The organism is Pseudoalteromonas sp. GutCa3, assembly GCF_002836155.1.
GTDB lineage: Bacteria > Pseudomonadota > Gammaproteobacteria > Enterobacterales > Alteromonadaceae > Pseudoalteromonas > Pseudoalteromonas arctica.
Map to the genome: position 1 here is coordinate 63,296 of NZ_PJBK01000022.1, position 23,415 is coordinate 86,710.

Below are 23,415 nucleotides of genomic sequence, written 5' to 3' on the forward strand. Positions count from 1 at the left end.
GATATGAATAAAAATAAAATTTCTAAAGAACAAGTAGAAATGAGGAAAGCATTCGAAGAGCATCTCGATAAACAATTTATGGAAGAAGAACAGGAATTTGATAAGCAAAAAGAGAAAGCTTCTTTGATAGGTAAAGAACCATTTAATTTGCAAGAGCTAAAAAAAAGCTGGAGCTTTAGATATGAAAATAAACTGAATGAAGAGCAAATTAATAGAGCAATGCAAGAAATCGAAAGAGATTATTACTTAGCAGGAAAACGCTTTATGACAATGGAACAATATGGCAAACATTTGATGGAAATGGAACTATATCGTTGAATGCAATTTAAAAATGACAGGCCCATCTGTTTTTATTTTATAGAAATATTGGGCTATTACTGGGAATAAAAATACCAAAAGCTGTTTGGCATGGTAATACGGGTAAATGAAATATATGCATCTTAGTAATAAACTAAAAGGAATTAGCTAATGTTTGGGAATGAATACCAACGCCACAAAGAAAGACAGTTAAAAGTTCGACTTAGTCATGAAATAAATCAAGCAAGGCTATTTAAAGATATTGACAAACTTCCGGGGTTGACTGGCGCTGGGGTTATGTATATTGACTCAAGCTTTACGGTTGTAGAGTTGAGAGCTTATAGTGGCTCATCTTTAACTCGTCCGAAAATAGTACTTCGCGAACAACCAAAAAATATGAATCAGCAAGAGTTTGCAGGTCATTTGAAAAATAGTCAGAGTAGTGCACGAGAGTCACGTTTAGTTGGTGAGGTTGCCGGTACAGTTTTAAGTTGTAGTGCGGCTGTGTTAGGCTGGATAGTCGTTTTTGGTAGCGCAGCGGCGATCCCAATTTCTGGCGGAACAAGTTCTGCCGTTACATATTTAGCAGTGGCTGCCAGTACGGCGAGTTCACTTCAATGCATTAACGGTGGCATCAGAACCTATAACGAAAGCGTAAACCCTGAATTAAACGACCTATATGACTCTAAGGAATGGTATCAGAATGTAACTATGGCGCTTGATGTAGTTTCATTGGCTGGAGCTGCAGCTGCCGGTGCTGCAACTCTAAAAGCAGTTAAACTACTAAAAGCAAATACCAATAAAACTACCGAGGCTCTTCTAAAAGGTCTTTCTAGTAGTGAAAGAAAACGTTTAACCCAAGATATAATTAGGTTGAATCACCCTGGCGTTTCTAACCAAGTATTGAAGAGGATGATCAGAAGTGGACAATTCCCTAAGCGCTATAGCGGTGTTCAAATTACCCAAGCATTGAGATTACAGCTTAAGGATACTATAGGCGCATCTTTTAGTTTTGGGGGAAGTGCGTTATCTGGAACGGTGAATTCACTTGCAATTGGAATATATGAGGAGTTGAGTAAGTAGTGTCTAAAAACGATGAGGTATTTCTATTATTTCCACCATGGAAGCTTTTACGAAGGTTTCTATTAGTAACAGTGCTCTTACTTTTGGGTACTGTATACTCCGGAATGACTGTGTTAACGCAATACTTTGATGCAGATCCTGAGTGGCTGTTAGGCATTTTATTTTCTACAGGGATAGCATTTTGCCTTATAAACTTTAAAGTAAGCCAAGGCTCTTTTTTTTACGCAAATATATTAAAATTCTATGCTTTATTTTTAGCTGTGATTTGCTTACCAACTTTTATAATTTTAGAAGGTAATGGGTATTATATTGCAACAGCTATCAATATAGCCTTTATGTTGCTCTCTTTTTATTTAATTAAAGGAGAAAAATACCAAGGTCTTATTAAATATCAGTATGATTTTTTTAAAGATATAAAAGACGCTCGTGCTGCTGTCGAAAAAGAAATGGCAAAAGGTAACCGAAGGAACAAAAAGTAATAAATTTTATTTACCTTTATTCAATTTAGAACTCTAGGGAGCTATAAACGCCTAAACTAAGGCGCTATAGAAATAATATGGAACAACAAAACCAACAAATATTAACCAATCTCGTTTACGATATATACGAAAACCCGACTTTAATAGAAGAGCATCAAGTGCTTATAAAGCCCTTGTTGAGCGATTTAGTTGCCACTGCACCAGCTGGGTTTGAGGGCATGGCGACGATGATTAATACCCATATTTCTAATGGGTTCAAATTTAAAAATCCTAAAATACAAAAATTTGAACTTGAGTCGGGGCTTTTAAAGCTTAAAACGTATTTTCAAAAAATAAACTTATAACACCCTTCATAATTACACACTCAATTTTTAACATTAATGCAGCACTTTTGCTGCATTAGTTTTTTCTCATTAAGGATGATGTATGAGCCTTGTTACCACCAGTATTTTAATGCTGTTTTTTACTCTGATAATTTTTGGCAGGCAGTGCTTTATTTAGGAGGTGTATGCCTGTTAGGTTTAATGCTTGCCATTATTGTAAAACACAAAGCTAAAAAGCGATTAACAAGGGGTGACGCTATTGGGTTTACTGTTGCCAGCTTTGTATTTTTTTGGATTATAAAATGGATTATTGGTGGGGTAGCGTATCTTTTTACCGAAAATGCATCGAATGCCACACCGGCCGACTTAGGCCAGCAAGCTTATTCATCAACTTCAGGTGATCTTTTTAACTGGGACTATTTATATTATCAGTTTTGGCCAACGTTATACATTTTACTTTTTATGCTAGCCACATTAGCTATAAAAATAATAGAAAGCCGGTTTAATAAACATTCACTTTCAGGCTCGTTTATATTATTGAGTGCCGTTTTTGTAGGCGTATCGCCGTTGTTCGGTAATGCTTTTATTTTAGGCGTTATTGCTAACTTTTTTATATTTTTTGTTGTGTGCACGGCATGTATAGAAATTGATAAAAAGAGCGATCCTTCAGCTGGTGCTATTAGTTTTATATATGGTTTTTTGCTTGTGGGCGGTATCGCGTTTAGTAGTATTGGTAAATTAATATATACGCTATTTTATAATTAAATTACCGATTGTTTTTTGATTGAAAAACATGCAGTATTTAGTATGTTTACTTACTTTTTAGTATGAGCATGATTAGTGTAATTAAATAGCCATATACTTGAAGTAATGTATAGCTAAGGCTTGGGAGAGTATTTGCTTTGTTTTTATCGCGTTTAAAGGTTTTTTTATTGGTAATAGTGACGATTACCTTAGTTTTTTTTACTACTACACAGGCTTTTGCAGATATGTTTGGCTTTTCGAAAAAGCATAATTTTATTTTGTCAGCATCATTAAATGGTGAGCTATTAAATAACGGTCAGCCAGTTGCTAATACCGTTGTGACGCGAACGCTAACTTACGGCGATGAATATACTGATGAAGCAACAACAGACGATAATGGGCATTTTTCTTTTCCTGAAAAAACAATTAAAACATCTAAACCTTCAAACATGTTTGATAACGAATCATTGGTTCAGCATGTTTATTTAGAAAATGGGACACCTGAAGGCGTTGTTCTTTGGTATGTCACTATTTCGCTACATGAAGATAGCGATACATTAAGTGAGCTACTTAAAGGTTTAGTTTGCGATATTTCTAAAGAACCCCAAACGTACGATATACCTATTAAAGAGGCGCCAGAGCATGTTTTTACAATTTATGGCGCATGTAAAATTTAACTTTTAGCATACTCATTTAAAGGGAATTTTATGAATACTTTAACACCTACACAAGCTGTACAAATAGCCACTCTTGCTTATAAAGCAAAAAGTATTAAAAGCACAAAGCTGCTAAACAACTCTTTACATCCATCCTTACGTGGTAACTTTAACTTTGGTGTAAATCAAGACGCCGTACAAGGCATATCAGGTGGTTTTTTTTCTCACCTGTTTGGCTTGAGCACTGGGTTTGGGTTATTGGGGCATGGGCAGGGGGATTTTCAAGGTGATTCTGTAATAACTATAAGAGGTACAGCGTCTTTACGTGATGGTTTAACGGATGCTAACTTTGGTTTAAGTGGTGGTTCAAACGGCAGTATGGTGCATGCGGGTTTTAATAAAACGTTTTATTCTATGAAGCCTGCAATACAAGAATTTGTATCAGCAAATGTCCGAGATAAAATGACAGGCTGTGTACATGTGGTTGGCCATAGTTTAGGTGGAGCTTTAGCCGCATTGTCGGCAGATTGGATCAAAGCTGAATATTCTCTACCCGTAAAGCTTTATACGTTTGGCTCTCCTCGGGTTGGTTTAGAACCTTTCTCAAGGGCGACGACATCAAGACTCGATAAAATATATCGTTGTACCCACGGCGCAGATCCTGTAGCTAAAGTGCCTTTATGGCCGTTTTCGCATGCACCTTATAATGGGCAAGAAATTCGGCTTGATAACGGGCAAGGTTTAAAAGGCGCTGCTCACAAGCTTAACGGCACACCAGGTTATATTAATACAGCAAATAGTAATGATTGGAATAACTTAACAGTAAAAGCAAACCACTTTTTGAGTACTCCAGTACGCTTAAAGTTTGAAGATAGAAATCAAGCTTCATTTGGATCTCAGTGGGCTGATAAGCTAAATGCAGCTCTAATTACGTTATTAAAAGATGCAGGGTACTACAGCGCAGTTGCAGCTCAAGCTGCAATTGGAACAAGCTTAACATTCTACGACATGCTTTCTCGCACAGTTAGTCAAATCGCAAAGGCTTCGGCTTCGTTTGCGGCTCAAACATTAGGGTTACTTGGGCACATGTTAGCGTTTGTAGGTAAAGTTATTACGGGTGCTGTTGAGCTCACTTACAACTTTATAAGAAGTGTTTTTGATGACACTTTAAAAGCTTTATACCGCGCCGCGAAAGATGGCCTAAATGGTTTAGATTAAATTAAAATACTATTTAGTAAATTATACGGCTAGTTATTACCGACCGTTATGCTTTTTACTAATTCATATCCGTTTTACGATTGATAATTAAAAGTATTACTGCGTAATATTCTCCTCTTAAATAGTCGCCTGCTTATGCATCGTTAACCTGCATGCTAAGCAGCCGCGTCCTATACGTCATATATCAACGATGAGTTAATCGCATAGTAGAATTAAAGTGCTTTTAATTCTGTAAAGTAATCTGGAGCATATGCCATATTTATCTTTTACTACGTTTGAATAAACGTTAAACACTCAAACGATTAACTAATACCACTCACAAAGCAGCTAAATGTGTACAAATATAAATACGAAAGGGATTTTTATGATCACTACAAGGTTGGTTGGTGTAACTTTAACACTTATTTTATTAATACCAATGCAGGGATGTGCAGATATGTTTAGCCTTTTTAATAAGCAAGACGTTACGTTGTCGTTGTCTATTAAAGGCAGATTATTAAGCAATGGTGAGCCTCAACAAGGCGTTACAGTGACAAGAGAGCTGATTTACGGTGATACTTATATTGATGAAGCCAAAAGTGATAACAATGGTTACTTTTATTTCGATAATAAAACAATACGTAGTTCAAAGCCTTCAAACATGTTTTTTAATAGCTCTTTGCTACAGAGTATTTATATTAAAAACAAAAAAGATGAAGATTCAATCTTGTGGTATACCACAATACAGTTCACTGAAGAGCAAGCACTGCTGTCTGATATATTAAATAACTTTGAATGCGAACTTAGTGAAGAGGCTATAACGTACGATATACCGATAAAAAACACTGGTCAATTTTATACAGTTTATACACGTTGTAAGTTATAGAAATTAGTGAGAAGTTTGATAAAGCCACTAATGTTCATCTATTAGTGGCTTTAATATAATGATTAACGTTTTAACTGTGCTTCTTTTTGGTTTAGTAAACGAATTATAGGGTTTTGCTCTAATATTTTACTTTTCAAAATATAACCAATAATTAGTCCAGCTATAAAGCCACCAATATGTGCGCCATAATCAATGCCATCAGGGCCTGTTACTGCACCAAAAATGTTAAATCCTAACCAAATAGCAAAAAACCATACTGCAGAAAGTTTCTTCTGATAAATTATAAACATAAAAGTAAGACTTGCGTGTCTGAACCACATTAAATACATGCCAAATAAACCGGCTATAGCGCCACTTGCGCCCACACCTGGAATTGTAGACATTGGGCTTACAATGTAGCTTGCAAACGATGCTAGAAGTCCACAGACTAAATACCACAACAAAAAGCGTTTATGACCTAACACGTCTTCTAAGTTATCGCCAACGATGTATAAAAAGTACATATTGCCAACTAAATGCATTATAGAGCCATGTAAAAATACGCAAGTTAATACAGTCCATAGCTCATTACCTTTGCTTAAATCTGCAGGTGTCATAGCAAAGTTATCAATAACATAGCTAAATGAGCTTGGATTTAAAAAATAAAGTACAAAAATCAATGTATTTAAAACAATAAGGCCGCGAGTTACCCAAGGAGTCTTTTGTGGTTTAATATTATATTCAACAGGCATTTGCGTTAAAAATTGGAACAGGTAGGTTTTCCAACTCACTTTTTGATTTAGCTCGCCTAAACTCGCTTTTATTTCAGGGCTTTTTTCAACACTTTCAAGTTCGTCTTTATCAATCCAAGTACCATCGCAGTGTCTACAAACATCAATTTCGGTATGAAAAGCTTCCAGTAAGTGAAAACGTTCTAAACTTTTTTTACAATCAGGGCAGTCAAGCTCAGAAACGCCTAATGGCTCACCAAAGTGAGTTTCAAATTTATCACCTTCTGGGCCGTTATTTATCTCGGAAATCATGCGATTTACTTCATTTTTTTCGAACCATAAACCACCACATTCACGGCAAATATCTATTTCTTCACCCTGATAATTGGTTACTTCTAATGGGTGATCTTTACAATGTGGACAGCTTTTAGTTGGCATTTTTAAGTTCCTTTAACGAACCAACAGAAATATCATTCTGCTGTAATTCCATTTTTAATTGTTTAGCGCTATTTTTTAAAGCCGGGAGTGTTTGAGTTTTAATTAAGTTTGTTATTTTTGCTAATTCGATAGAAGCCTGTTTAGCTGATATTTTTCGATTTATTGCGGCATTTATGACAAAATCAGCTCGAGAATAAAATCGACGTATTCTAGTTAAAAATTCACTTGGTGTTTCAAGCGTAGTAGGAGAAAACTGCATGGTTTTCCATATGTACTGCTCAAGTGTGGGTTTAAAAAATTCCATTTCTGATTTTGGTGGGTTCTTCGCTAAGCGTTCTGCATACTCAGCTACCGTGTTTGCGTTATCATTAACTTCGTCATAGAGCGATGTACGTAAATAGTAGTTATCTTCCATTTTGCTAAATGAATCAAACTTAAGCGCTTGCTCTAAGCCGCTTTGAGCCGCCAAATAAACACCAAAGACAGTAGAAATAACCATAAAAAATTGATTTAACCAAAAGCCAGTGCTTTTCAGTTCTTTATGATCAGCTGTTTTAAGGGCTTGCGAAAATTTTTGAGTAACTATAGGTGGTTTTTTATTGTTTTCTGGGATGTGACTAGTTGGTTCCAACAGCTCGTTCCTTGAATAATTGCTTCCTTTTTAGGCGTACAAGAATACTTAAAAATTAACCAGTTAGCAATATAGCCACTCGTATTGAATATACTTTTAACGTATTTACCTATATCTACAAGTAGTCACTTAAGTATGGCTTAGCTTAAATACTTAATAAAGAGGGTACTTAAGCTAAAGCTATTTTAAACTGTCTAATTAAATCATCTAGCGAAAAAGTTAAACGCGAGTTCATGGCTCAATATGCATGGCTCTATATTAATGAATAGAGAGTTTTTGTAGTGCCTGAGGCTATTTTGTTAGTAAAGTAACGTATTACCAATAAACGGACTAAAAAAACCTTCTTTAATAACTCAATAATGAGGCGTAGTTAGCCTTTATATTTAAGGCGTTGTTGGCCCAACGCCTAAGAGGGGTATTTATTTTTGTTATACAAAAGTGGAGAACTTTTTACACAGGCAAAGACTATGTATTTAAAAGCACAGCGCCGCTTTTATTTTCGCCTAAATGATCATCTTTATTGTAAATTGGGCAACTTTTAAGTGATAAGCAACCACATCCTATACAACCGTCTACTTTGTCGCGCAGGCGTTGCATATGCGCAATTCGCTCATCAAGTTGCGCTTGCCAATGTTTTGAAAGTGCTGACCAGTCTTGTTTTGTTGGTGTGCGGTTGTCGGGTAGGGTAGCTAAGGTGTTTTTAATCTCATCGAGCGTAATTCCCATCGCTTGAGCTGCTTTTATTACAGCTACACGGCGTAATACATCAGGTTTATAGCGTCGCTGATTACCATTATTTCGCCAGCTCTTAATTAAAAACTTAGTTTCGTAAAAGTGAAGAGTAGATACTTTTACACCACTTCTTTTTGCTACATAGCCAACGGTTAGGTTAGCTTCGATTAACTTTTTTTGTCCTACTGGCATTATTTTAATCCTTTAGTTGACCTCAATATAACTTGAGGTTTTAAGCTTCTACCACATTAAAAAAGGAGCTAACTAAATGCAACAAAAACTTGAGCGTAGTACTGTTATTATTTATTCAAGCGCACGAAAAAACGGCAATACCACAGCCCATGTTAATAGCTTTGCCGAGCAAAATGATGTGCGTGTAATATGCTTAGATGCTTATAAAATAGCGCCGTACTGCTATAACAAAAACTATAAAAATGATGACTTTTATGCTGTGTTTGAAGCACTTTTAAAGTATGACCATTGGGTGTTTGCTTCGCCAGTTTATTGGTACAGCACCACGGTACAAATGAAATTATTTATCGATAGAATAACCGATTATATGGACGATGAAGCATTAAAACCTAAGCTTCGTAGTTTACGCAGTAAGCATTTTTCAGTGCTTTCTAATGCGTCATCAAGCGAAGCCCCCGGCTGTTTTGTAGAGCAGTTTAAAATACTTTTAGTTATTTAGGTATGCAGTTTATTAACCATAGCCATAAAAGTACCCAAAAGGTTGCTTAAATTGCAGCCTTTTTTGGTTGTCTCTGGTAGTTTAGTAATAATCTTAAAAAAAACAGGATTGTTTTATGAAATATTTACTATTGTTAGTGCTGCTTTTTAGCCCTTTAATATATGCAACAGAGCAACCAATTAAGGGGTATGGTAATTATTACAATGTCCCCGAGCATGATGAAATTAATGACGCTACGGTATTTAAAATAGCATTTGATGTTGCTGATGGCGCTAAAGAAGGCGCGCAAAATAATTCAATGAATTCGCTAGCGCGTTTTATTAACATGCATATAGCGCATGGCGTAAAGCCTGAAAACATACAACTTGCATTAGTTGTGCACGGCAGCGCAAGTGTTGATGTGTTAGCTAATAGCGAATATAAAAAACGCTTTAACGCTGACAATAAAAACCAAGCGTTAATTGAGCAGCTACTAGCAAACAACACTAAAGTGTATGTTTGCGGGCAATCTGCTACTCACTTTAAAGTAACGCCAGCGCTTTTAATTGAGGGTGTAAAAATGTCGCTTTCAGCTATGACCGCTCACGCACAACTTCAACAGCAAGGCTATACGCTCAACCCATTTTAATGACTCAAATAATAAAAAATATTCTCTGCTTTGGTGATTCAAATACATGGGGCTTAGACCCTGTAACGGGTAAACGTTTTGATGAAAATACCCGATGGACATCGCTATTAAATAAAAACTTAGGGCGTGGCTTTAACGTAATAGAGGCAGGGCAGCCTAACCGCACGTTAGTGCATAATCCACCGTTTGATGGCGTGCTTAATGGTGTTAGTTATCTAAAGCCTTACTTGGATAAGCATGAGCTCGACTTTATTATTATTGCCCTTGGTACAAACGATCTTAAAAAACGTTTTAATTTAACACCTAATTTAATAGCAGATGGCTTAAATGATTTAATTAACTCAATACATATTTATTATCAGCAAGGTAGTACTTTAAAATCCCCTAAAATTATTATTGCTAGCCCACCTAAAATAAGAATCACTGAGCAGTATTCGCGTATTTACGAAGGTGCAGATACAAAAGCAACAAAGCTCTCTAGTGCATTTAAAAGCGTTGCGGCTAATAATAAATGTACTTTTATTGATTTTAATACATTTATTAATGTAACAGCCGGTGATGGGCTTCACTTTGAAAGTAATCAGCATTTAACGCTAAGTGCTAAAATTACTCAATTGGTTCAAAATTCATTCAATAATTCTTGAATCTATCTGTTTGAATTTAATGCGACTTATGCAATCATCTAATAAAGTAGTGATATAAATTAACAACTTCGAGATGCTATGAAAAAGTACCAACAAAAATCTATTATAGCCATTTTAACCGGAGGGTTAGTTTTTGTAACTGGCTGTTTTATCTTGCTCAATTTTGCAGCGCAGCAGTTAACAGCACAAACAAAGTATGATGCTGAATATATTCTCGGTCATGTAGAAGGTGCAATTGCAGAGAGGCGTCGAATTCTTACCCCATTAAATAAGCTTGCGTTTAAACAGTGTGATAATACAACTCTTCTTGAGATGCGCCGCGCTTTATTTGACGCAAAATATGTAATTGATATAGGCTTTTTTAAAGATAACCAGCTAGTTTGTACTACTGGCGCAGGCTTATTAAGTAAACCAATTAACGACAAACAGCCTGACTTTATTCGAGATGATGAACAGGTGAGGGTTCGTTTTGAGCCAGAGCTTTATTTATTATTATTTAGTGAGCGCCCTATGGAGGTAATTATAGTCAGACAAGGGGACTATAATTTAATTATGCAGAGCACGCCCTTTACCAACATCGGAATTACTGCGCCAGATTGGGAAGTTATTTATAAAACACCAAATACTTTGCATCATTTAGCAGGTAAAGAGGGGCTGTACCAGCAGGTAAAAAACAGCGTTTTCTTTCCTTACGAAACTAACTCAGTTTGCAGTTCTACAAGTAGTCAATATTGTGTAGTAGTGCACTTGCCTTGGAGTCTGTTTTTTTCTAATAATCACTTATTATTAATAATTTCGTTAATTTTAACCTGTTTAGTGGGCATATCGAGTGCGTTAATAGTTGATGCGAGAATTGCTGCACGACGCTCTACTAATCAGCGTATTCGTAAAGGGCTTAAAAAGGGATCATTTTATTGGACTTACCAGCCCATTATTTGTTTGCAAAGTGGCAAGCTGATTGGTTGCGAGGTACTTGCACGTTTTGAAGATAAGTACGGTGCTTTATTTCCAGATGAGTTTATTCCGGTTATTAGAAAAAATAATTTAACTTGGACTTTTACTGAGGCAATGATTGCTACCACAATAAAAGAGTTAACCTTTATAGAGTTATTGCCAGAAGGCTTTAAAGTGTCGCTTAATATATTTCCGTGTGATGTAGAGCTGGGTAATGTGTCGTTACTGCCGCAAATTATAGAGCTTACCAACTCACGCTTTATTATTTGTTTAGAGATAACTGAAGACGAGTACCTTGATACAAGCATTGCGCATGCTCATTTTAGAACCTTAGTTGAATCGGGATTTAACTTATCATTAGATGACTTTGGTACGGGTTATTCGAATTTAAGAAACTTACAAAACTTGAGCTTTCATCAACTTAAAATTGATCGTACGTTTGTTCAAGATATAGCAACTGAGGGCTTAAAAGCCTCTATGATCCCAAATATTATGGAACTTGTGCATAAGTTTAATTATACCTGTGTGGCAGAAGGGATTGAAACCACTGAGCAAGAAGCTATTTTAAAAACAGCGGGTGTGCATTATGGACAAGGCTGGAAGTACGGTAAGCCCATGACGGCGTCTAAATTTAAAAATTATATAACTAATCAGCATTTTTAGATCTCAGCTGCCATACTAAACGTATCGGTATGAAATTTATAAATATTAGGTTTATTATTATCAAATTAACATTAAGTGCTTTTGCATTTTTATTACTTAGTGCGTGTACAACACAGTATCCAAACCAGCAATTAACAGGTAAGCAGTTTCCAAGCATTAGTGGCGAAAGCTTAGAGCAAAGTATGGTGACTATACCTAGTGATTTTAAGGAAGATAAAACACTACTGCTCATTGGGTACAAGCAAGACAGCCAGTTTGATATAGACCGTTGGTTAATTGGTTTAGATATGGCGGGCGTAACGCTCCCTACATACGAACTACCAACCATTGCCGGCATGGCACCACGTATGTTTAGCACATTTATAGACAGCGGTATGCGCAAAGGCATCCCTAAAGAATTATGGGGTGGGGTAATCACTATTTATAAAGATGGCGAGACAGTTCAAAAGTTTACAGGTAATCAAAGCCCAAATAACTCTCGTGTGGTACTTATAAATAGCAGCGGCGAAATTTTATATTTTTATGATCGAGGTTTTTCGGTTGATGCGTTAAATAAATTAAAAGCGAATATTGAGTAGCCTTTAAATTCATTTGTTTAGGTTAATTAAAGTGAAAGGGAGCGAATGCTCCCTTTATATTGTATTTTATTTAAAACGCGTAACTTACACTAAAGCGCGTTGTACGAGGCATAATGTAACGACCATTTGGTGCATCAGCATTACGTGGATCACCTTCTGTAATGCCTTGCTCATCCGTTAAGTTATCTATTGCTACTTGAAGCTTGATGCCCTCCATTGGTTCTAATATTAAACCTAAATCAACTTTTTCGTAGCCGTCGAGTGTTACAGTGTTTTCGTTATTGCCAAAGCGATCATCAACCGCTGAAAGCGTACCGTATAAAGTTGCATACATACCTTGTAGCTCAAAATCGTAACTTGGCGTTATACGTACTTGCCATTTTGGTTGGCGCTGCGACTGGTTACCATCGTTTGTTGGGCTCTCTGTAATTTCAGCATCTTGTAATGTCGTATTTAAATTAACAGAAAAACCAGAATCATGATTAAAGTTGTAATCAAGCTCTATACCGTATGCTTCGTTTGTTAAAATTTCTGCTGGTACGCCAGGTCGTCTTACAAATGTGTCGCCTTTAACTTCATTTACAAATACGGTTGCATAAAAGTCGGTTGATTCAGTAATTAACTTATAGCCAAGCTCGCCTTGAGTTATTTCTTTAATAAGCTTTTCGCCGCCTTCGTAAGCATCAAAGTTATCTCTAAAGTCATCAAAGTAAGGCATTTTATAACCACGGTTAACACGGGCAAACACACCCATATCATCATTAATTGAATAGTTTAACCCTGTAGTCCACGATGTTTTACTTTCATCATAGCTAACGGTTTTAGTAATAATACCGTCAAGGCCCTCATCTACACTGTATTCTACTTCGTGGTTTTCTTGACGTACGCCAACATCAAGTGTAAACGCATCAGCAAATTTGTATTCACCGGTGACATAAAACGCGTTAGTGCGCGCATCACCTGTTGAGCTTATGTCGTAGTTAAAATCACAACCATCGGTGTTTTGATTACATTCAATCCCAGCCAATGCTTCGCCACCTGATTCAAGTACATGGTATGCAGTGTTACCTAAGCTCCACCAATCTTTTGCTGAAGTACTTGCAGTGTAATATCCAAAGGTTGTTGATAGGTCGCCAAATTTTTTCGAAAAAGCTAAATCATTAGTAAATGAGCTGATTTCTTTAAGTACTACCCATCGACCAAGTTGTTGGACTGGGGTATCGCTTGCGTATTCAGTGTTTGTAACTGCTCCAAATGCAGTTTGGCCGTTATCAGCAACTGCTCCAACCGTTGTTGCTGAGCCACTAGGTACTAAACCGTAGGTATTTGCATCGCCTTTGGTAATGTTAAAGCGATCTGAAAAATGCCAACCACCTTTTAGCTCTAGCTTAATACTACCGCCCGAAACATGGCCGTCCCACCCTCTGCCATCACCTAGGTCAATATCAAGTGCTTGTGCATCGGGGCCTGTAAATATTGTTGCTTGACGATTTAGCGTACCAAGTTGCGTATATTCTGCGTCAATACCATCAACATTAAGGGGTGTTGGTAAGTACCATGCACCGTGATCGTCTGTTTGGCGGGTATAAAAGTTAAGCTCACCGTTATCTAAATCTTTAGTAATGTTGATTGTAAATTGGCTCCCCTTTTCAGAAGTAAAGCCCGCATCACGAATACCCGGTGAGCTTTTTACGTAACCGCCAACCATAAAGTATAAATCGTCAGTAATTTCACCACTCATCACAGCATCAACTCGCTGTAAGTCGTAATCAGAAGTTGTGTATTTAAATAAGCCTTCTGTTTCTTCGCCACCACGTTTTAATCTAAAATTGGTTGTTAATCCTGGTTGTCCGTTAGATAAAACAGGATTAGGTCCACCACGCAGGGCTTCTACTGTCTCAATGGTTTCATCAACACGAAACATTGATGAGTTCTCTAAAAACGATAAGGTTGATGCTGGGTAAATTGGTGAACCTTCAATACTTAGCGTTAAAAATGGGGCATCCCCACCGCCAGGAAAACCACGAACAAATACATTCGCACCTGACTCACCACCTGAGCTTTCTACCCAAACTCCAGGTATTGCTTTAAATAAGTCAGCGGTGCTTTTTGGAGACAATTTAATAATTTGTTCACTATCGATATTAGTTACCGCATAGCTAGCATCTATTTTTCTTATTCCAACACCTGTGGGTGTTCCTGATACTACAATACGCTCAACTTTTTGTTTTTCTTGTGCTTGCTCTGCAGCAAATGCGCATTGAGTGCTAAGCGCTAAAGTAATGGCACACGCTAGTGTACTTTTTGCTTTACTGATTTTCATGTGTGTGATCCCGTTTTTAGTGTATTAAACAGTGTATTACTGCAGTCTTTTTACTAAAAATCATTGTAAATAGGCTGTGTATATTGAAACCTTAGAGATAAATGCAAACGTTTGCAATATTTATTTGTAAATTATTTATGAATTTATATAGTTTATTTATTGAGCTTATTTATATGTTAAACACTTTTTGGGTCGTTGTTCGCGCCAGCAAAAAATAATAATGCTATATTGTCAGCGAGTTAGATAATTGTATTGATCAGTGGTAAGCGACTATTTAGGAAGATCATGAATAACAAAAAAATTAAATTAACTGATTTAGCGAAACTAGCAGGCGTGTCTACCTCTACAGTTTCGCGTGCGCTTAATGATAATCCGCTAATTAAGCAAGAAACCCGCGATAAACTTCAGCGCTTAGCTAAAGAGCATAATTTTAGTCTTAATACGGCTGCAAGTCGGTTGCGGACACAAAAAACCAATGTAGTTGCGGTTATAATTAACCTTGACGAACAAACAGAGCAGTCGATTAGCGATCCGTTTTTACTTAAAGTAGTGAGCGAAATTAATCTTGCACTTAATCAGCAAGGGTTAGAGCTTTTACTATCTAATTCAATCATGGCGCAAGACGATTGGGCTAATTATTTTATTAATAGCCGCCGTGCAGACGGTATTATTGTTGTAGGTCAAGGTAAAAACCAAACCAATATAGAAAATGCAGCTAACGCAGGTATTCCGCTGGTGGTATGGGGAGACCCTAAAACACCTAGCAACTACCCCATTGTAGGAAGTGACAATTACTTGGGAGGCTTGCAAGCAACAACGCATTTAATAGAGCACGGAGCTAAAAACATTGTATTTTTAGGCGACCCAGAACATGGTGAAATTAGTGAGCGTCATAGAGGGTACTCTGCCGCATTAGCATCCCATAAATTAGAGCAACATGTTGTATCTATTGATATTACAAGTAGCTCAGCGTATCAATCAATTAACCAATTACTGCGTGAAAAAGGCCTTTATTTTGATGCTATAGTTGCATGTAGTGATATGGTTGCCTTAGGTGCCATGAAAGCCTTAAAAGAGCGTTATGTAAGCATTCCTAATGATGTCGCTCTAGTAGGTTTTGATGATATTGCTATGGCCGACATTAGCCACCCTTCATTATCAACTATCCGACAAAACACACAGTACGCAGCCACGCTATTAGTTCAAAAGTTGATGCAGCAACTAGCTGGTGAAAAAGTTGAATCACAAGTAATTGATATTGAACTGATTACCCGCCAATCAAGTAAAAGATAGTTTATAAATCATGTTGAGTTAATGTTAAATTTAAAATGCAAACGATTGCATTGAGGGCTATTCTAAACTAAACTCAAACCTCACTGATATAAACACACACTGTGTATGCACTCGTTATGGGCATACAATAAAGGTCGTTATAGCGTTTAAATAACGCTGTAAAGCGAGGGCAATTATGAGTAAAACAAAAGTCACACTGGCAATTGCAGCAAGTTACTTTATTTTCGCTATTTTGTTAAATAGCGTGGGCACCGTTATTTTGCAGGCAATAAATACCCTTGGGGTAAGTAAAACAGAAGCTTCAGTGCTTGAGGGGTTTAAAGATTTATCCATTGCGATAATGTCATTTGTAGTGGCTTCGTTTATTCCTCGCCTAGGCTATAAACTGGCTATGCTTGGGGCACTTACTGTTGTTGCCCTTGCTTGTGTAAGTACGGCTTTAATTAGTGACTTTTATGCGTTTAAAATTTTATTTGCCGCCATTGGTTGTGGCTTTGCTGTGGTTAAAGTGTCGGTTTACTCTATTATCGGCCAAGTGACAGATGATGCAAATAGCCACTCTTCATTGTTAAACACCATTGAGGGCATTTTCATGGTTGGTGTGTTAAGTGGCTATTGGATTTTTACTGCTTTTATAGATCCAAACGATTCAACCGCGTGGCTCAACGTTTATTACTTGCTAGCAGCTCTGGCCCTAATCGTTATAGCGAGCGTAATTGCTGCGCCTATAAAGCCCGCCATTATAAGTAAAACTAAACGCTCCTGTTGGTTCGATTTTATCGCCATGCTTAAGCTAACATATCAACCGTTGGTACTCATATTTATAATTAGTGCTTTTTTATACGTATTAATTGAGCAGGGCGTAGGTACTTGGCTACCCACATTCAATAATGAAGTTTTAAAACTTCCTATAGCTATTAGTATTCAGCTGGCCAGTATTTTTGCTGCGGCACTTGCATTTGGGCGCTTAGTAGCAGGGCAAGTACTTAAACACATTCACTGGTTTGTTGTATTGAGCAGTTGTTTAATTGCGATGGCCGGCCTCATACTTATTACCCTACCGCTTACTGAGAATGTTACTGAAAATACAGTAATTAGCTTATTTGATGCACCACTTGCTGCATTTATTTTACCGTTAATTGGTTTTTTCATGGCGCCTATTTATCCGGTACTTAACTCAGTTATGCTCAGCGCTCTTGAAAAACATCGTCATGCCGCTATGACTGGCTTAATTGTAGTTTTTTCAGCACTTGGTGGAACAACAGGCTCAATAATAACTGGTTATGTATTTGAGCACTTTAGTGGCCAGCATGCGTTTTACCTTTCTTTGGTTCCCATTAGTTTGATTTTTATTAGCGTGATTTTTTTCAAAAAACGAACCGACGCTATCTCACAACACGCAACGACAGCTTAACAGTAAGGAAAGTTATGAGTTTTTTTGACAGCCAATTATTTAAAGATGTTCAAATGCAGCATGTATTTAGCGACTGTAAAACATTCGCAGATGCAATTGCGCGTGTTAATTGGCAAAGTGCATGTAAAAGCTATGAACAATTAGCGCCTTTAACTAATACGCAGCTTAGTGAGTTTGTAAACGCACACTTTATTACTTCCCCAGTGCTAGCAATGGGCACTGAGGCTGATACGTCATCGGTTAAACATTATATAGACTCGTTATGGAGTGGCCTTAGAAGAGAGGCGGATACCCCGAAGCAAGATTCATTACTAGCACTAAAGCACAGCTATATTGTGCCTGGCGGGCGCTTTCAAGAGATTTACTATTGGGATAGTTATTTTACAGCATTGGGCTTAATCGATGCAGATAAAGGTGATGTAGTTGAAGATATGCTACTTAACTTTGTCGATTTAATTAACGATTATGGTTGTATTCCAAATGGTAACCGTCGCTATTATTTATCACGCTCGCAGCCACCGGTTTTAGCACTCATGGTCGAGTTATTATGGGAACATACGCATAGCAAATCACTCAATACGCAATGGCTTGCTATGTGTGTTGCAGCACTTGAAAAAGAATATATATTTTGGATGCAAGACGCGCAGTTGCTTTCGAGTGATTTATTGGGCTCAAAGCGGGTAGTAAGAATGCCTTGTGGTGGTGTTTTAAATCGTTATTGGGACGATGTAAGTGAGCCAAGAGCAGAGTCATTGCGTGAAGATTTAGCGCTAGCGGAAGGGTTGGCGAAGGAGAAAAAATCTGATTTTTATCGTAATATTCGCGCTGCATGTGAGTCGGGTTGGGACTTTAGTTCTCGTTGGCTTGGTGAGTCTAATTTACTAAGCTCTATTCAAACAACTGATATTGTTCCTATAGATTTAAACTGCCTTATGTATAACTTAGAGAATCAATTAAGCAAATTCTTTCAATTGCTCGGCAATAGTGAACAAGCAGAGCATTACCAATTACTTGCCAGCAATCGCAAGGCGCTTATTAATGCTTACCTTTGGAATGAACCAACCGGTTTTTTTGTTGATTATAACTGCCGTACAACGGCTCAATCTCCAATACTTAGTGCAGCGGCAACTACTGCTTTATTTGTTAATTTAGCCAGTAATGAGCAAGCAATCAAGGTAGCTACAATATTAGCCAATGAATTTTTAAAAAAGGGTGGTATTGTTACAACTATTACTCAAACGCCTCAGCAGTGGGATAGTCCAAATGGTTGGGCTCCACTCCAATGGCTTGCGGTAAAAGGGCTTAATAACTACGGTATTACTCAATTGAGTACACATATAATGCAAAATTGGGTAAATATGGTTGAGCAAAATTTTGCAGTAAATAAGTGCTTACTCGAAAAATACAATGTGTGCACACCAGCGGTTTTAGCCAGTGGTGGTGAATATCAAGTACAGCAGGGTTTTGGTTGGACTAATGGCGTAACGACTCGATTTTATAAATTACTAAACTACTAATCCGATCTGTTATTTATCTTACAAAAGTAATTGTAAAAACAAAGGTAATGTAGGTTATGTATTGATTTAAAAGGTTTTTATCTGTTTTAGGGTGAGAGGCGGTAGCTTTATTTTAATACCAAAATCTCATTGTAAGTTGTATTTGATTTAGGTAATGTAGTGTAAATGTTTCAAGGACGAAATTTATGCCCCATAAAAATTCAGTATTTGTAAAAACAACGTTTCAATCATCTTTTCATTCACACAACTACACCGCTATTTTAAGAACATTACAAGCTTTGTTTGGTGATATTAAAATGGACGAAGTTATTCCTAAAGCTGAGCAGCGCACAAATTATGATTTGTTTTTAATCGATGGTGCTAAAAGCAAATGGCAAGATCTCATTCCCGCAGACCTTATTTGTTTAGCTAAACACTATAGTGTTGTTATCTTTAATGTTGATAAAGAAGATGTGTGCGAGCAAAACTTATTGCTTAACCATTTTAATGGTGTTTTTTATAAATCTGATGCGCCAGAAGATATTTTTAAAGGGTTAGTTCGTGTTGATACTGGCGAGCTTTGGTTTACGCGCAAAGTAATTTCAAAAGCTTTTAACGACATTTTAGCCGTGGCATCGTCATTTAATAACCTACATGACGACATTGAATTAAAGCAAGACGACTACGATCATTTAACAAAGCGAGAAAAGTCCGTTATTCATTTAATTGCACAAGGTGCGAGTAACAATACAATTGCTGATAAGCTCAATATTAGCGACCACACTGTAAAAACACATTTGTACAGTGCGTTTAAAAAAACTAACTCACGCAACAGGGTGGAGCTTGCTAATTGGGCACAGCGCTATATATCTGTTTTGTTGCCAATGGCTAAATAAGAGTAAAGCCACCAAGACGTTATTTAAGTTATTTAAGTAAAAACCTTATCCTCTAGATTTTTTATAAGAGTTGGGTTAGCGAAGTACTTTCAACTCACTAACCACACAACCTATAAAGGCTACAATATGTAGCCTTTAGTTAATTCAGGAAATCAGTTTACGCCGATTTTTTAGCCCATAAGCCTTTATCAATACCTTTTGTTATGAGATCTGTGAGTGCTTTTTCTATTGCTTGGGTAACACAAATACTCATAGGTTCATTGTCGCTAAAGCCAGCTTCTGCTTCTGCTAGTCGTTTGTAGCTTACGTATCTAAAAAAGCCTGCACGCATTTCTTGGCTAAGTACTTTTTTGCTGGTGGCTACACTTAGTAGTACTTGTCCAGTACGAACATCAACAGCGCGTAAGTATATTGAAATAGCATCTTCGCGGTAAAGCTCTGATGCGCCTATACCAAAGTATTCCATACCCAAACCACCTGTTTTTACATTAGTGTCGTAGCTTATGATACCGCCCTCTAAAATGATTTTTGCGGTTGTTAGCGGAGGTAAATCAGCTTGGTTAGGATTATCGGCTTGGCCCGCACGAATAATTTTTCGCTCAGTTAAAATGTTTTGTAAACCTTCACGCTCTACCGGCGTAAACCAATCAGATTCATGTAATGCTTGTATGAGTATTGAGTTAGCACCTTGAGTAACGGCAGTCGAAAATGAGCTAACGTTAGTTTGTGGCTTATATTGACCTGTTTGATCTCTAAATGAGTAAACAGATACCGGAATACTGCCAACAGGTTTAGGTAAGTTTTTCAGATCTGCGAATAATTCGGTTGGCTCTAAACTAACTGCTTTTTGTTGCGATGGTGGGATTAAGTTCCCTAGGCTCGCACAACCGCTCAATCCTATTAATATTATTGTTATTAGTAGTTTATACATTATCCAAACCTCGGTACTTCAATGATCACCACGGTGTCATCAATTATATTTGTTATTCTTACTGTAATAGAATCAGTTGTGCTGGTTATAACTTCAATTTGATAATCGCCACTCATAAATATGGAGTCTTGATTGAAAAGGCTATCTTCTATGTCCTCACCAAATGCCATATCGGTAATTTCTCTTACCATACGATTTAAATAGGTGCGCTCTAGAGTTTCTTGAAATTGTTCAGCGTAACCTTTTTCTACTACCGGTGCTTTATGCTTGTTTTGAGCTTGGGCTTTACTCAACAGCATATTTGCATTGAGTGGGTTACCACCAAAGCTTGGGTTAATTGGGGTGTAAATTATTTCAGTTGCTGCTGCTGAAAAGCTTAATGTTGTTATTATTATAAGGGCTATATTTTTCATTTTACCATCCATCTTTAGCCATATCGGGTGTTGACACTGCCATGTTTTCGCGAGCCATTGCATCTATCACTGTATAAACAGCCTGCTCCACACGCTCATTTAAAGGCTCTAGTCGTCTACCTAAATAAGTTGCGTAAACAAGTTGGTTATTCATTATTAACGACAGCTTTGTGCCTGCTTTTGGAATGACCGTTTCTTTAATTTCAATGTTAAAACCAGCAGTTGAAGGGAGATCTCGCCAGTAATTAGAAAACTCAAAATAGAACTGATGACCAAAGCGGCTAATACTCCTATCAAGTAGTAGGCCGTCAATCTCCAACTCTTCAGCGGCATAAGATGCGGGCATTAAAAACAGAGAAAGCGTAAGTAATAATACTTGGTAATGGTTTTTATTATTATGCATAACTAAATGGGGAGAGTTGCTCTCCCCAACCTCAATAATTACATTTGAGTAATAGAAGTCACGTTACCGTCACCAATTTGGGTCACTGAAACAGTGCTGTTGAAACCAATTACGGCGCCTTCAACAATGTTATCGTTACCCATTTGAGTTACGCTAAACGAAACGTTTTCGCCACCTACTAAAAATGCAGGTTGCTCCATTCCAACTACCCAGTTACCTTCGCCAGTTTGTGAAATATCAATGCTGTGGCCATTACCTTCAACCATCATATCAACTACGTTCATTTCACCTGTTTGAGCTAGGTCAATTTGGTTCATGTTGCTATCTAAAATACCTGCAAGTGTAACCATGGCTTCGTTTTGAGAACCATTTTGCATAATATCGATATCGTTGTCGTTTGATGTTAGAGATATATCAGGGTATGAAGACTCAACAACAGCAGTGTTTTCTTGGCCAGACTGAATAACGTTAACGTCATTTTCAGACCCATTAAAGTTAACAACGTGTGCTGAATTTGATTCACCTACTTGGTTAATCATAAATTCGTTATCGGTACCTAAAACGCCCATGTAAGCATCATTTAATAAGCCAACTTGTGTAGCCGTTAATTCATTATCGTCACCAATAATATCAACGGTTGTTGAGTTGCTTAAATCAACCTGAGTTACTGTAACTTCGTTGTTTTGACCTTCGAATAAGTTTGATTCGATAGTATTTAAAGAACCTTCTTGGTCTAAATCAATTTCGTTTTCATCGCCTAATACAGCTACAAATGTTACTGCGTTAGTATTGCCTTCTTGTTCAATTGAAAGCTCATTTGCATCGCCTAAAATATCAGTGAAGGTAACAGTATTACGATCGCCGTCTTGTTCAATATCAAGCTCGTTATCGTTGCCTTGTAAAGAACTCACTTTGAAGGTATTCCAGTAACCGTTTTGCTCAAGACTCAGACTATTCTGATCGCCCATTACAGAGGTTAATTCAGCTTCATGCCACTCACCTGTTTGTAATGAACTGATTTCGTTGCCATTACCTTTCATATCTAAGTTGTAAAACCAATGACCACCAGTGCCTTGCTCTACATCAACGATATTGTCGTCACCAACAATCATGTTGACAGCTTCGTTGTTTACAAAAAAGCCTTGGCCACTTTGCAAAACATTTAGGTAATTATTATTACCAGTAACTTCGGTAATTACACCGTTGGCAACGCCATCTTGGGCATATACTTGCTCGTTGTTGTTACCAATTGTTGTTACGCCAACATAATTACCTGATTGTAATTGAGTAACTTCTGTTGTGTTCTCGTTTCCAGTAGTCGAAACCTCAATAGTATTACTATCTCCCTCTTGCATTAAAATCGCGGTGTTATTATTTTGCGATTGCGCCAATGTCATTGAATTAGCGGTGCTAAGTATAGATATTTTTGTACTAAGTTCTGAGTTTGATGCTGATTTGTTGTCGGTATCTGCATATGAGGCAAAGCTGGTACCCATTGCTATTGCAACAGCACAACTTAAAAGTGATTTATTCAACTTCATTATTTTCTCCTTGAAATATTAAAATCAAATACCCTAAATGTTATAGGTTTTAATAAGGTATTTGTTGTTTCAGCATGCCGTGCCGATATATTTTTTGTGATCCGCTTGCGTAACTTTAGAAGTAGGTGAAGCGTAATATGTGACTATAAATAATTAAGTTTTAATTTGTCATAAATATTGAACTAACAAAGTTTAAGCTCAGATTCATAATCACCCATTAACTGTATTCCCCTATTTCATTTTCTTAAATCATCATTTTTTACCAAATAATTAACCTTTTATTATCATCGGTTTATGTGTGTAACTGGTGGGTTTTAATGTAATAGTAAGCAAAAGCAGTAAAAAAGTTTGACCCTATAATGGGTAAGGCT

At 37.1% G+C, this 23,415-nt stretch carries 24 protein-coding genes and 1 pseudogene; 17 read left to right on the top strand and 8 right to left on the bottom strand.

What is annotated here, in order from left to right; translation table 11 throughout:
* The first annotated feature begins 3 nt into the window (after window positions 1-3).
* From CXF64_RS03715 to CXF64_RS03750, 8 genes are all read left to right on the top strand, one after another.
* A complete protein-coding gene (locus CXF64_RS03715; protein ID WP_133120258.1) occupies window positions 4-318 on the top strand; it encodes a hypothetical protein in 315 nt (104 codons plus the stop codon).
* Between the two features lie 150 nt (window positions 319-468).
* Window positions 469-1,380, top strand: a complete 912-nt coding sequence (locus CXF64_RS03720) for a hypothetical protein (RefSeq protein ID WP_101216319.1) — start codon at window positions 469-471, stop codon at window positions 1,378-1,380.
* On the top strand, window positions 1,380-1,859 hold the full coding sequence (locus CXF64_RS03725) for a hypothetical protein (protein ID WP_133120259.1): 480 nt from the start codon (window positions 1,380-1,382) through the stop codon (window positions 1,857-1,859). The genes CXF64_RS03720 and CXF64_RS03725 overlap by 1 nt, the downstream gene beginning before the upstream one ends.
* 77 nt (window positions 1,860-1,936) lie before the next feature.
* Complete coding sequence (locus tag CXF64_RS03730; RefSeq protein WP_101216321.1) at window positions 1,937-2,203, top strand: hypothetical protein; 267 nt, start codon at window positions 1,937-1,939, stop codon at window positions 2,201-2,203.
* Window positions 2,204-2,347: 144 nt separating this feature from the next.
* Window positions 2,348-2,947, top strand: coding sequence for a hypothetical protein (locus tag CXF64_RS03735; RefSeq protein ID WP_133120260.1), 600 nt, complete (start codon window positions 2,348-2,350; stop codon window positions 2,945-2,947).
* Window positions 2,948-3,084: 137 nt separating this feature from the next.
* The gene (locus CXF64_RS03740; RefSeq protein ID WP_197112983.1) at window positions 3,085-3,603 is read left to right on the top strand and encodes a DUF6795 domain-containing protein; all 519 of its coding nucleotides are present in this window, start codon (window positions 3,085-3,087) and stop codon (window positions 3,601-3,603) included.
* 30 nt (window positions 3,604-3,633) lie between these two features.
* The gene (locus tag CXF64_RS03745) at window positions 3,634-4,800 is read left to right on the top strand and encodes a lipase family protein (protein WP_101216324.1); all 1,167 of its coding nucleotides are present in this window, start codon (window positions 3,634-3,636) and stop codon (window positions 4,798-4,800) included.
* 364 nt (window positions 4,801-5,164) lie between these two features.
* Window positions 5,165-5,665 (top strand): transthyretin-like family protein, encoded by a 501-nt coding sequence (locus CXF64_RS03750; protein WP_231620569.1) that lies wholly within the window; start codon window positions 5,165-5,167, stop codon window positions 5,663-5,665.
* A gap of 62 nt (window positions 5,666-5,727) precedes the next feature.
* Here the strand turns inward: CXF64_RS03750 and CXF64_RS03755 are convergent, their stop codons facing one another.
* The 3 genes from CXF64_RS03755 to soxR all read right to left on the bottom strand — a co-directional run bounded on the left by CXF64_RS03755 (window position 5,728) and on the right by soxR (window position 8,368).
* Window positions 5,728-6,813 (bottom strand): rhomboid family intramembrane serine protease, encoded by a 1,086-nt coding sequence (locus CXF64_RS03755; protein WP_101216325.1) that lies wholly within the window; start codon window positions 6,811-6,813, stop codon window positions 5,728-5,730.
* Entirely contained in the window at window positions 6,803-7,444 is a 642-nt protein-coding gene (locus CXF64_RS03760) for a hypothetical protein (RefSeq protein ID WP_101216326.1), read from the bottom strand. The genes CXF64_RS03755 and CXF64_RS03760 overlap by 11 nt, the downstream gene beginning before the upstream one ends.
* 465 nt (window positions 7,445-7,909) lie before the next feature.
* Complete coding sequence (gene soxR / locus CXF64_RS03765; RefSeq protein ID WP_101216327.1) at window positions 7,910-8,368, bottom strand: redox-sensitive transcriptional activator SoxR; 459 nt, start codon at window positions 8,366-8,368, stop codon at window positions 7,910-7,912.
* Between the two features lie 76 nt (window positions 8,369-8,444).
* On the opposite strand from soxR, the pseudogene CXF64_RS03770 reads away from it, so the two are divergent.
* The 5 genes and pseudogenes from CXF64_RS03770 (at window position 8,445) to CXF64_RS03790 (ending at window position 12,334) form a co-directional block, all read left to right on the top strand.
* Window positions 8,445-8,917, top strand: a pseudogene (locus CXF64_RS03770) (flavodoxin family protein).
* A 65-nt stretch (window positions 8,918-8,982) separates the two neighbouring features.
* Window positions 8,983-9,495, top strand: a complete 513-nt coding sequence (locus CXF64_RS03775; RefSeq protein ID WP_101216328.1) for a DsrE family protein — start codon at window positions 8,983-8,985, stop codon at window positions 9,493-9,495.
* 8 nt (window positions 9,496-9,503) lie between these two features.
* Entirely contained in the window at window positions 9,504-10,139 is a 636-nt protein-coding gene (locus CXF64_RS03780) for an SGNH/GDSL hydrolase family protein (protein ID WP_101216428.1), read from the top strand.
* A 78-nt stretch (window positions 10,140-10,217) separates the two neighbouring features.
* A complete protein-coding gene (locus CXF64_RS03785; RefSeq protein WP_101216329.1) occupies window positions 10,218-11,756 on the top strand; it encodes an EAL domain-containing protein in 1,539 nt (512 codons plus the stop codon).
* Between the two features lie 29 nt (window positions 11,757-11,785).
* A complete protein-coding gene (locus tag CXF64_RS03790; protein WP_198551129.1) occupies window positions 11,786-12,334 on the top strand; it encodes a hypothetical protein in 549 nt (182 codons plus the stop codon).
* Between the two features lie 70 nt (window positions 12,335-12,404).
* Here CXF64_RS03790 and CXF64_RS03795 read toward each other — a convergent pair whose 3' ends face one another.
* Complete coding sequence (locus tag CXF64_RS03795) at window positions 12,405-14,657, bottom strand: TonB-dependent receptor (RefSeq protein ID WP_024591994.1); 2,253 nt, start codon at window positions 14,655-14,657, stop codon at window positions 12,405-12,407.
* A 285-nt stretch (window positions 14,658-14,942) separates the two neighbouring features.
* On the opposite strand from CXF64_RS03795, the gene CXF64_RS03800 reads away from it, so the two are divergent.
* The 4 genes from CXF64_RS03800 (at window position 14,943) to CXF64_RS03815 (ending at window position 19,756) form a co-directional block, all read left to right on the top strand.
* Window positions 14,943-15,950, top strand: a complete 1,008-nt coding sequence (locus CXF64_RS03800) for a LacI family DNA-binding transcriptional regulator (RefSeq protein ID WP_007378432.1) — start codon at window positions 14,943-14,945, stop codon at window positions 15,948-15,950.
* Window positions 15,951-16,125: 175 nt separating this feature from the next.
* Window positions 16,126-17,364 (top strand): MFS transporter, encoded by a 1,239-nt coding sequence (locus tag CXF64_RS03805; RefSeq protein WP_024591993.1) that lies wholly within the window; start codon window positions 16,126-16,128, stop codon window positions 17,362-17,364.
* A gap of 14 nt (window positions 17,365-17,378) precedes the next feature.
* Window positions 17,379-18,881: a trehalase family glycosidase gene (locus CXF64_RS03810; protein ID WP_024591992.1), complete on the top strand. Its 1,503-nt coding sequence runs from the start codon at window positions 17,379-17,381 to the stop codon at window positions 18,879-18,881.
* A gap of 185 nt (window positions 18,882-19,066) precedes the next feature.
* Complete coding sequence (locus tag CXF64_RS03815) at window positions 19,067-19,756, top strand: response regulator transcription factor (RefSeq protein WP_101216330.1); 690 nt, start codon at window positions 19,067-19,069, stop codon at window positions 19,754-19,756.
* A 157-nt stretch (window positions 19,757-19,913) separates the two neighbouring features.
* Here CXF64_RS03815 and CXF64_RS03820 read toward each other — a convergent pair whose 3' ends face one another.
* From CXF64_RS03820 to CXF64_RS03835, 4 genes are read right to left on the bottom strand one after another with little or no spacing between them, the layout of a single operon-like run.
* Entirely contained in the window at window positions 19,914-20,687 is a 774-nt protein-coding gene (locus CXF64_RS03820) for a CsgG/HfaB family protein (protein WP_007584410.1), read from the bottom strand.
* A complete protein-coding gene (locus CXF64_RS03825) occupies window positions 20,687-21,112 on the bottom strand; it encodes a curli assembly protein CsgF (RefSeq protein WP_007584408.1) in 426 nt (141 codons plus the stop codon). The genes CXF64_RS03820 and CXF64_RS03825 overlap by 1 nt, the downstream gene beginning before the upstream one ends.
* Complete coding sequence (locus CXF64_RS03830; protein WP_007584407.1) at window positions 21,102-21,503, bottom strand: curli production assembly/transport protein CsgE; 402 nt, start codon at window positions 21,501-21,503, stop codon at window positions 21,102-21,104. Before CXF64_RS03830 ends, CXF64_RS03825 begins: the two co-directional genes overlap by 11 nt.
* Before the next feature lie 38 nt (window positions 21,504-21,541).
* A complete protein-coding gene (locus CXF64_RS03835; protein ID WP_007584406.1) occupies window positions 21,542-23,044 on the bottom strand; it encodes a curlin in 1,503 nt (500 codons plus the stop codon).
* Window positions 23,045-23,415: the final 371 nt, after the last annotated feature.

Coding starts and splice junctions, on each gene's coding strand:
- CXF64_RS03715 (WP_133120258.1), top strand. CDS start 4: ATGAATAAAAATAAAATTTCTAAAGAACAAGTAGAAATGAGGAAAGCA.
- CXF64_RS03720 (WP_101216319.1), top strand. CDS start 469: ATGTTTGGGAATGAATACCAACGCCACAAAGAAAGACAGTTAAAAGTT.
- CXF64_RS03730 (WP_101216321.1), top strand. CDS start 1,937: ATGGAACAACAAAACCAACAAATATTAACCAATCTCGTTTACGATATA.
- CXF64_RS03745 (WP_101216324.1), top strand. CDS start 3,634: ATGAATACTTTAACACCTACACAAGCTGTACAAATAGCCACTCTTGCT.
- CXF64_RS03750 (WP_231620569.1), top strand. CDS start 5,165: ATGATCACTACAAGGTTGGTTGGTGTAACTTTAACACTTATTTTATTA.
- CXF64_RS03755 (WP_101216325.1), bottom strand. CDS start 6,813: ATGCCAACTAAAAGCTGTCCACATTGTAAAGATCACCCATTAGAAGTA.
- soxR (WP_101216327.1), bottom strand. CDS start 8,368: ATGCCAGTAGGACAAAAAAAGTTAATCGAAGCTAACCTAACCGTTGGC.
- CXF64_RS03775 (WP_101216328.1), top strand. CDS start 8,983: ATGAAATATTTACTATTGTTAGTGCTGCTTTTTAGCCCTTTAATATAT.
- CXF64_RS03785 (WP_101216329.1), top strand. CDS start 10,218: ATGAAAAAGTACCAACAAAAATCTATTATAGCCATTTTAACCGGAGGG.
- CXF64_RS03790 (WP_198551129.1), top strand. CDS start 11,786: ATGAAATTTATAAATATTAGGTTTATTATTATCAAATTAACATTAAGT.
- CXF64_RS03795 (WP_024591994.1), bottom strand. CDS start 14,657: ATGAAAATCAGTAAAGCAAAAAGTACACTAGCGTGTGCCATTACTTTA.
- CXF64_RS03800 (WP_007378432.1), top strand. CDS start 14,943: ATGAATAACAAAAAAATTAAATTAACTGATTTAGCGAAACTAGCAGGC.
- CXF64_RS03805 (WP_024591993.1), top strand. CDS start 16,126: ATGAGTAAAACAAAAGTCACACTGGCAATTGCAGCAAGTTACTTTATT.
- CXF64_RS03810 (WP_024591992.1), top strand. CDS start 17,379: ATGAGTTTTTTTGACAGCCAATTATTTAAAGATGTTCAAATGCAGCAT.
- CXF64_RS03815 (WP_101216330.1), top strand. CDS start 19,067: ATGCCCCATAAAAATTCAGTATTTGTAAAAACAACGTTTCAATCATCT.
- CXF64_RS03820 (WP_007584410.1), bottom strand. CDS start 20,687: ATGTATAAACTACTAATAACAATAATATTAATAGGATTGAGCGGTTGT.
- CXF64_RS03825 (WP_007584408.1), bottom strand. CDS start 21,112: ATGGATGGTAAAATGAAAAATATAGCCCTTATAATAATAACAACATTA.
- CXF64_RS03830 (WP_007584407.1), bottom strand. CDS start 21,503: ATGCATAATAATAAAAACCATTACCAAGTATTATTACTTACGCTTTCT.
- CXF64_RS03835 (WP_007584406.1), bottom strand. CDS start 23,044: ATGAAGTTGAATAAATCACTTTTAAGTTGTGCTGTTGCAATAGCAATG.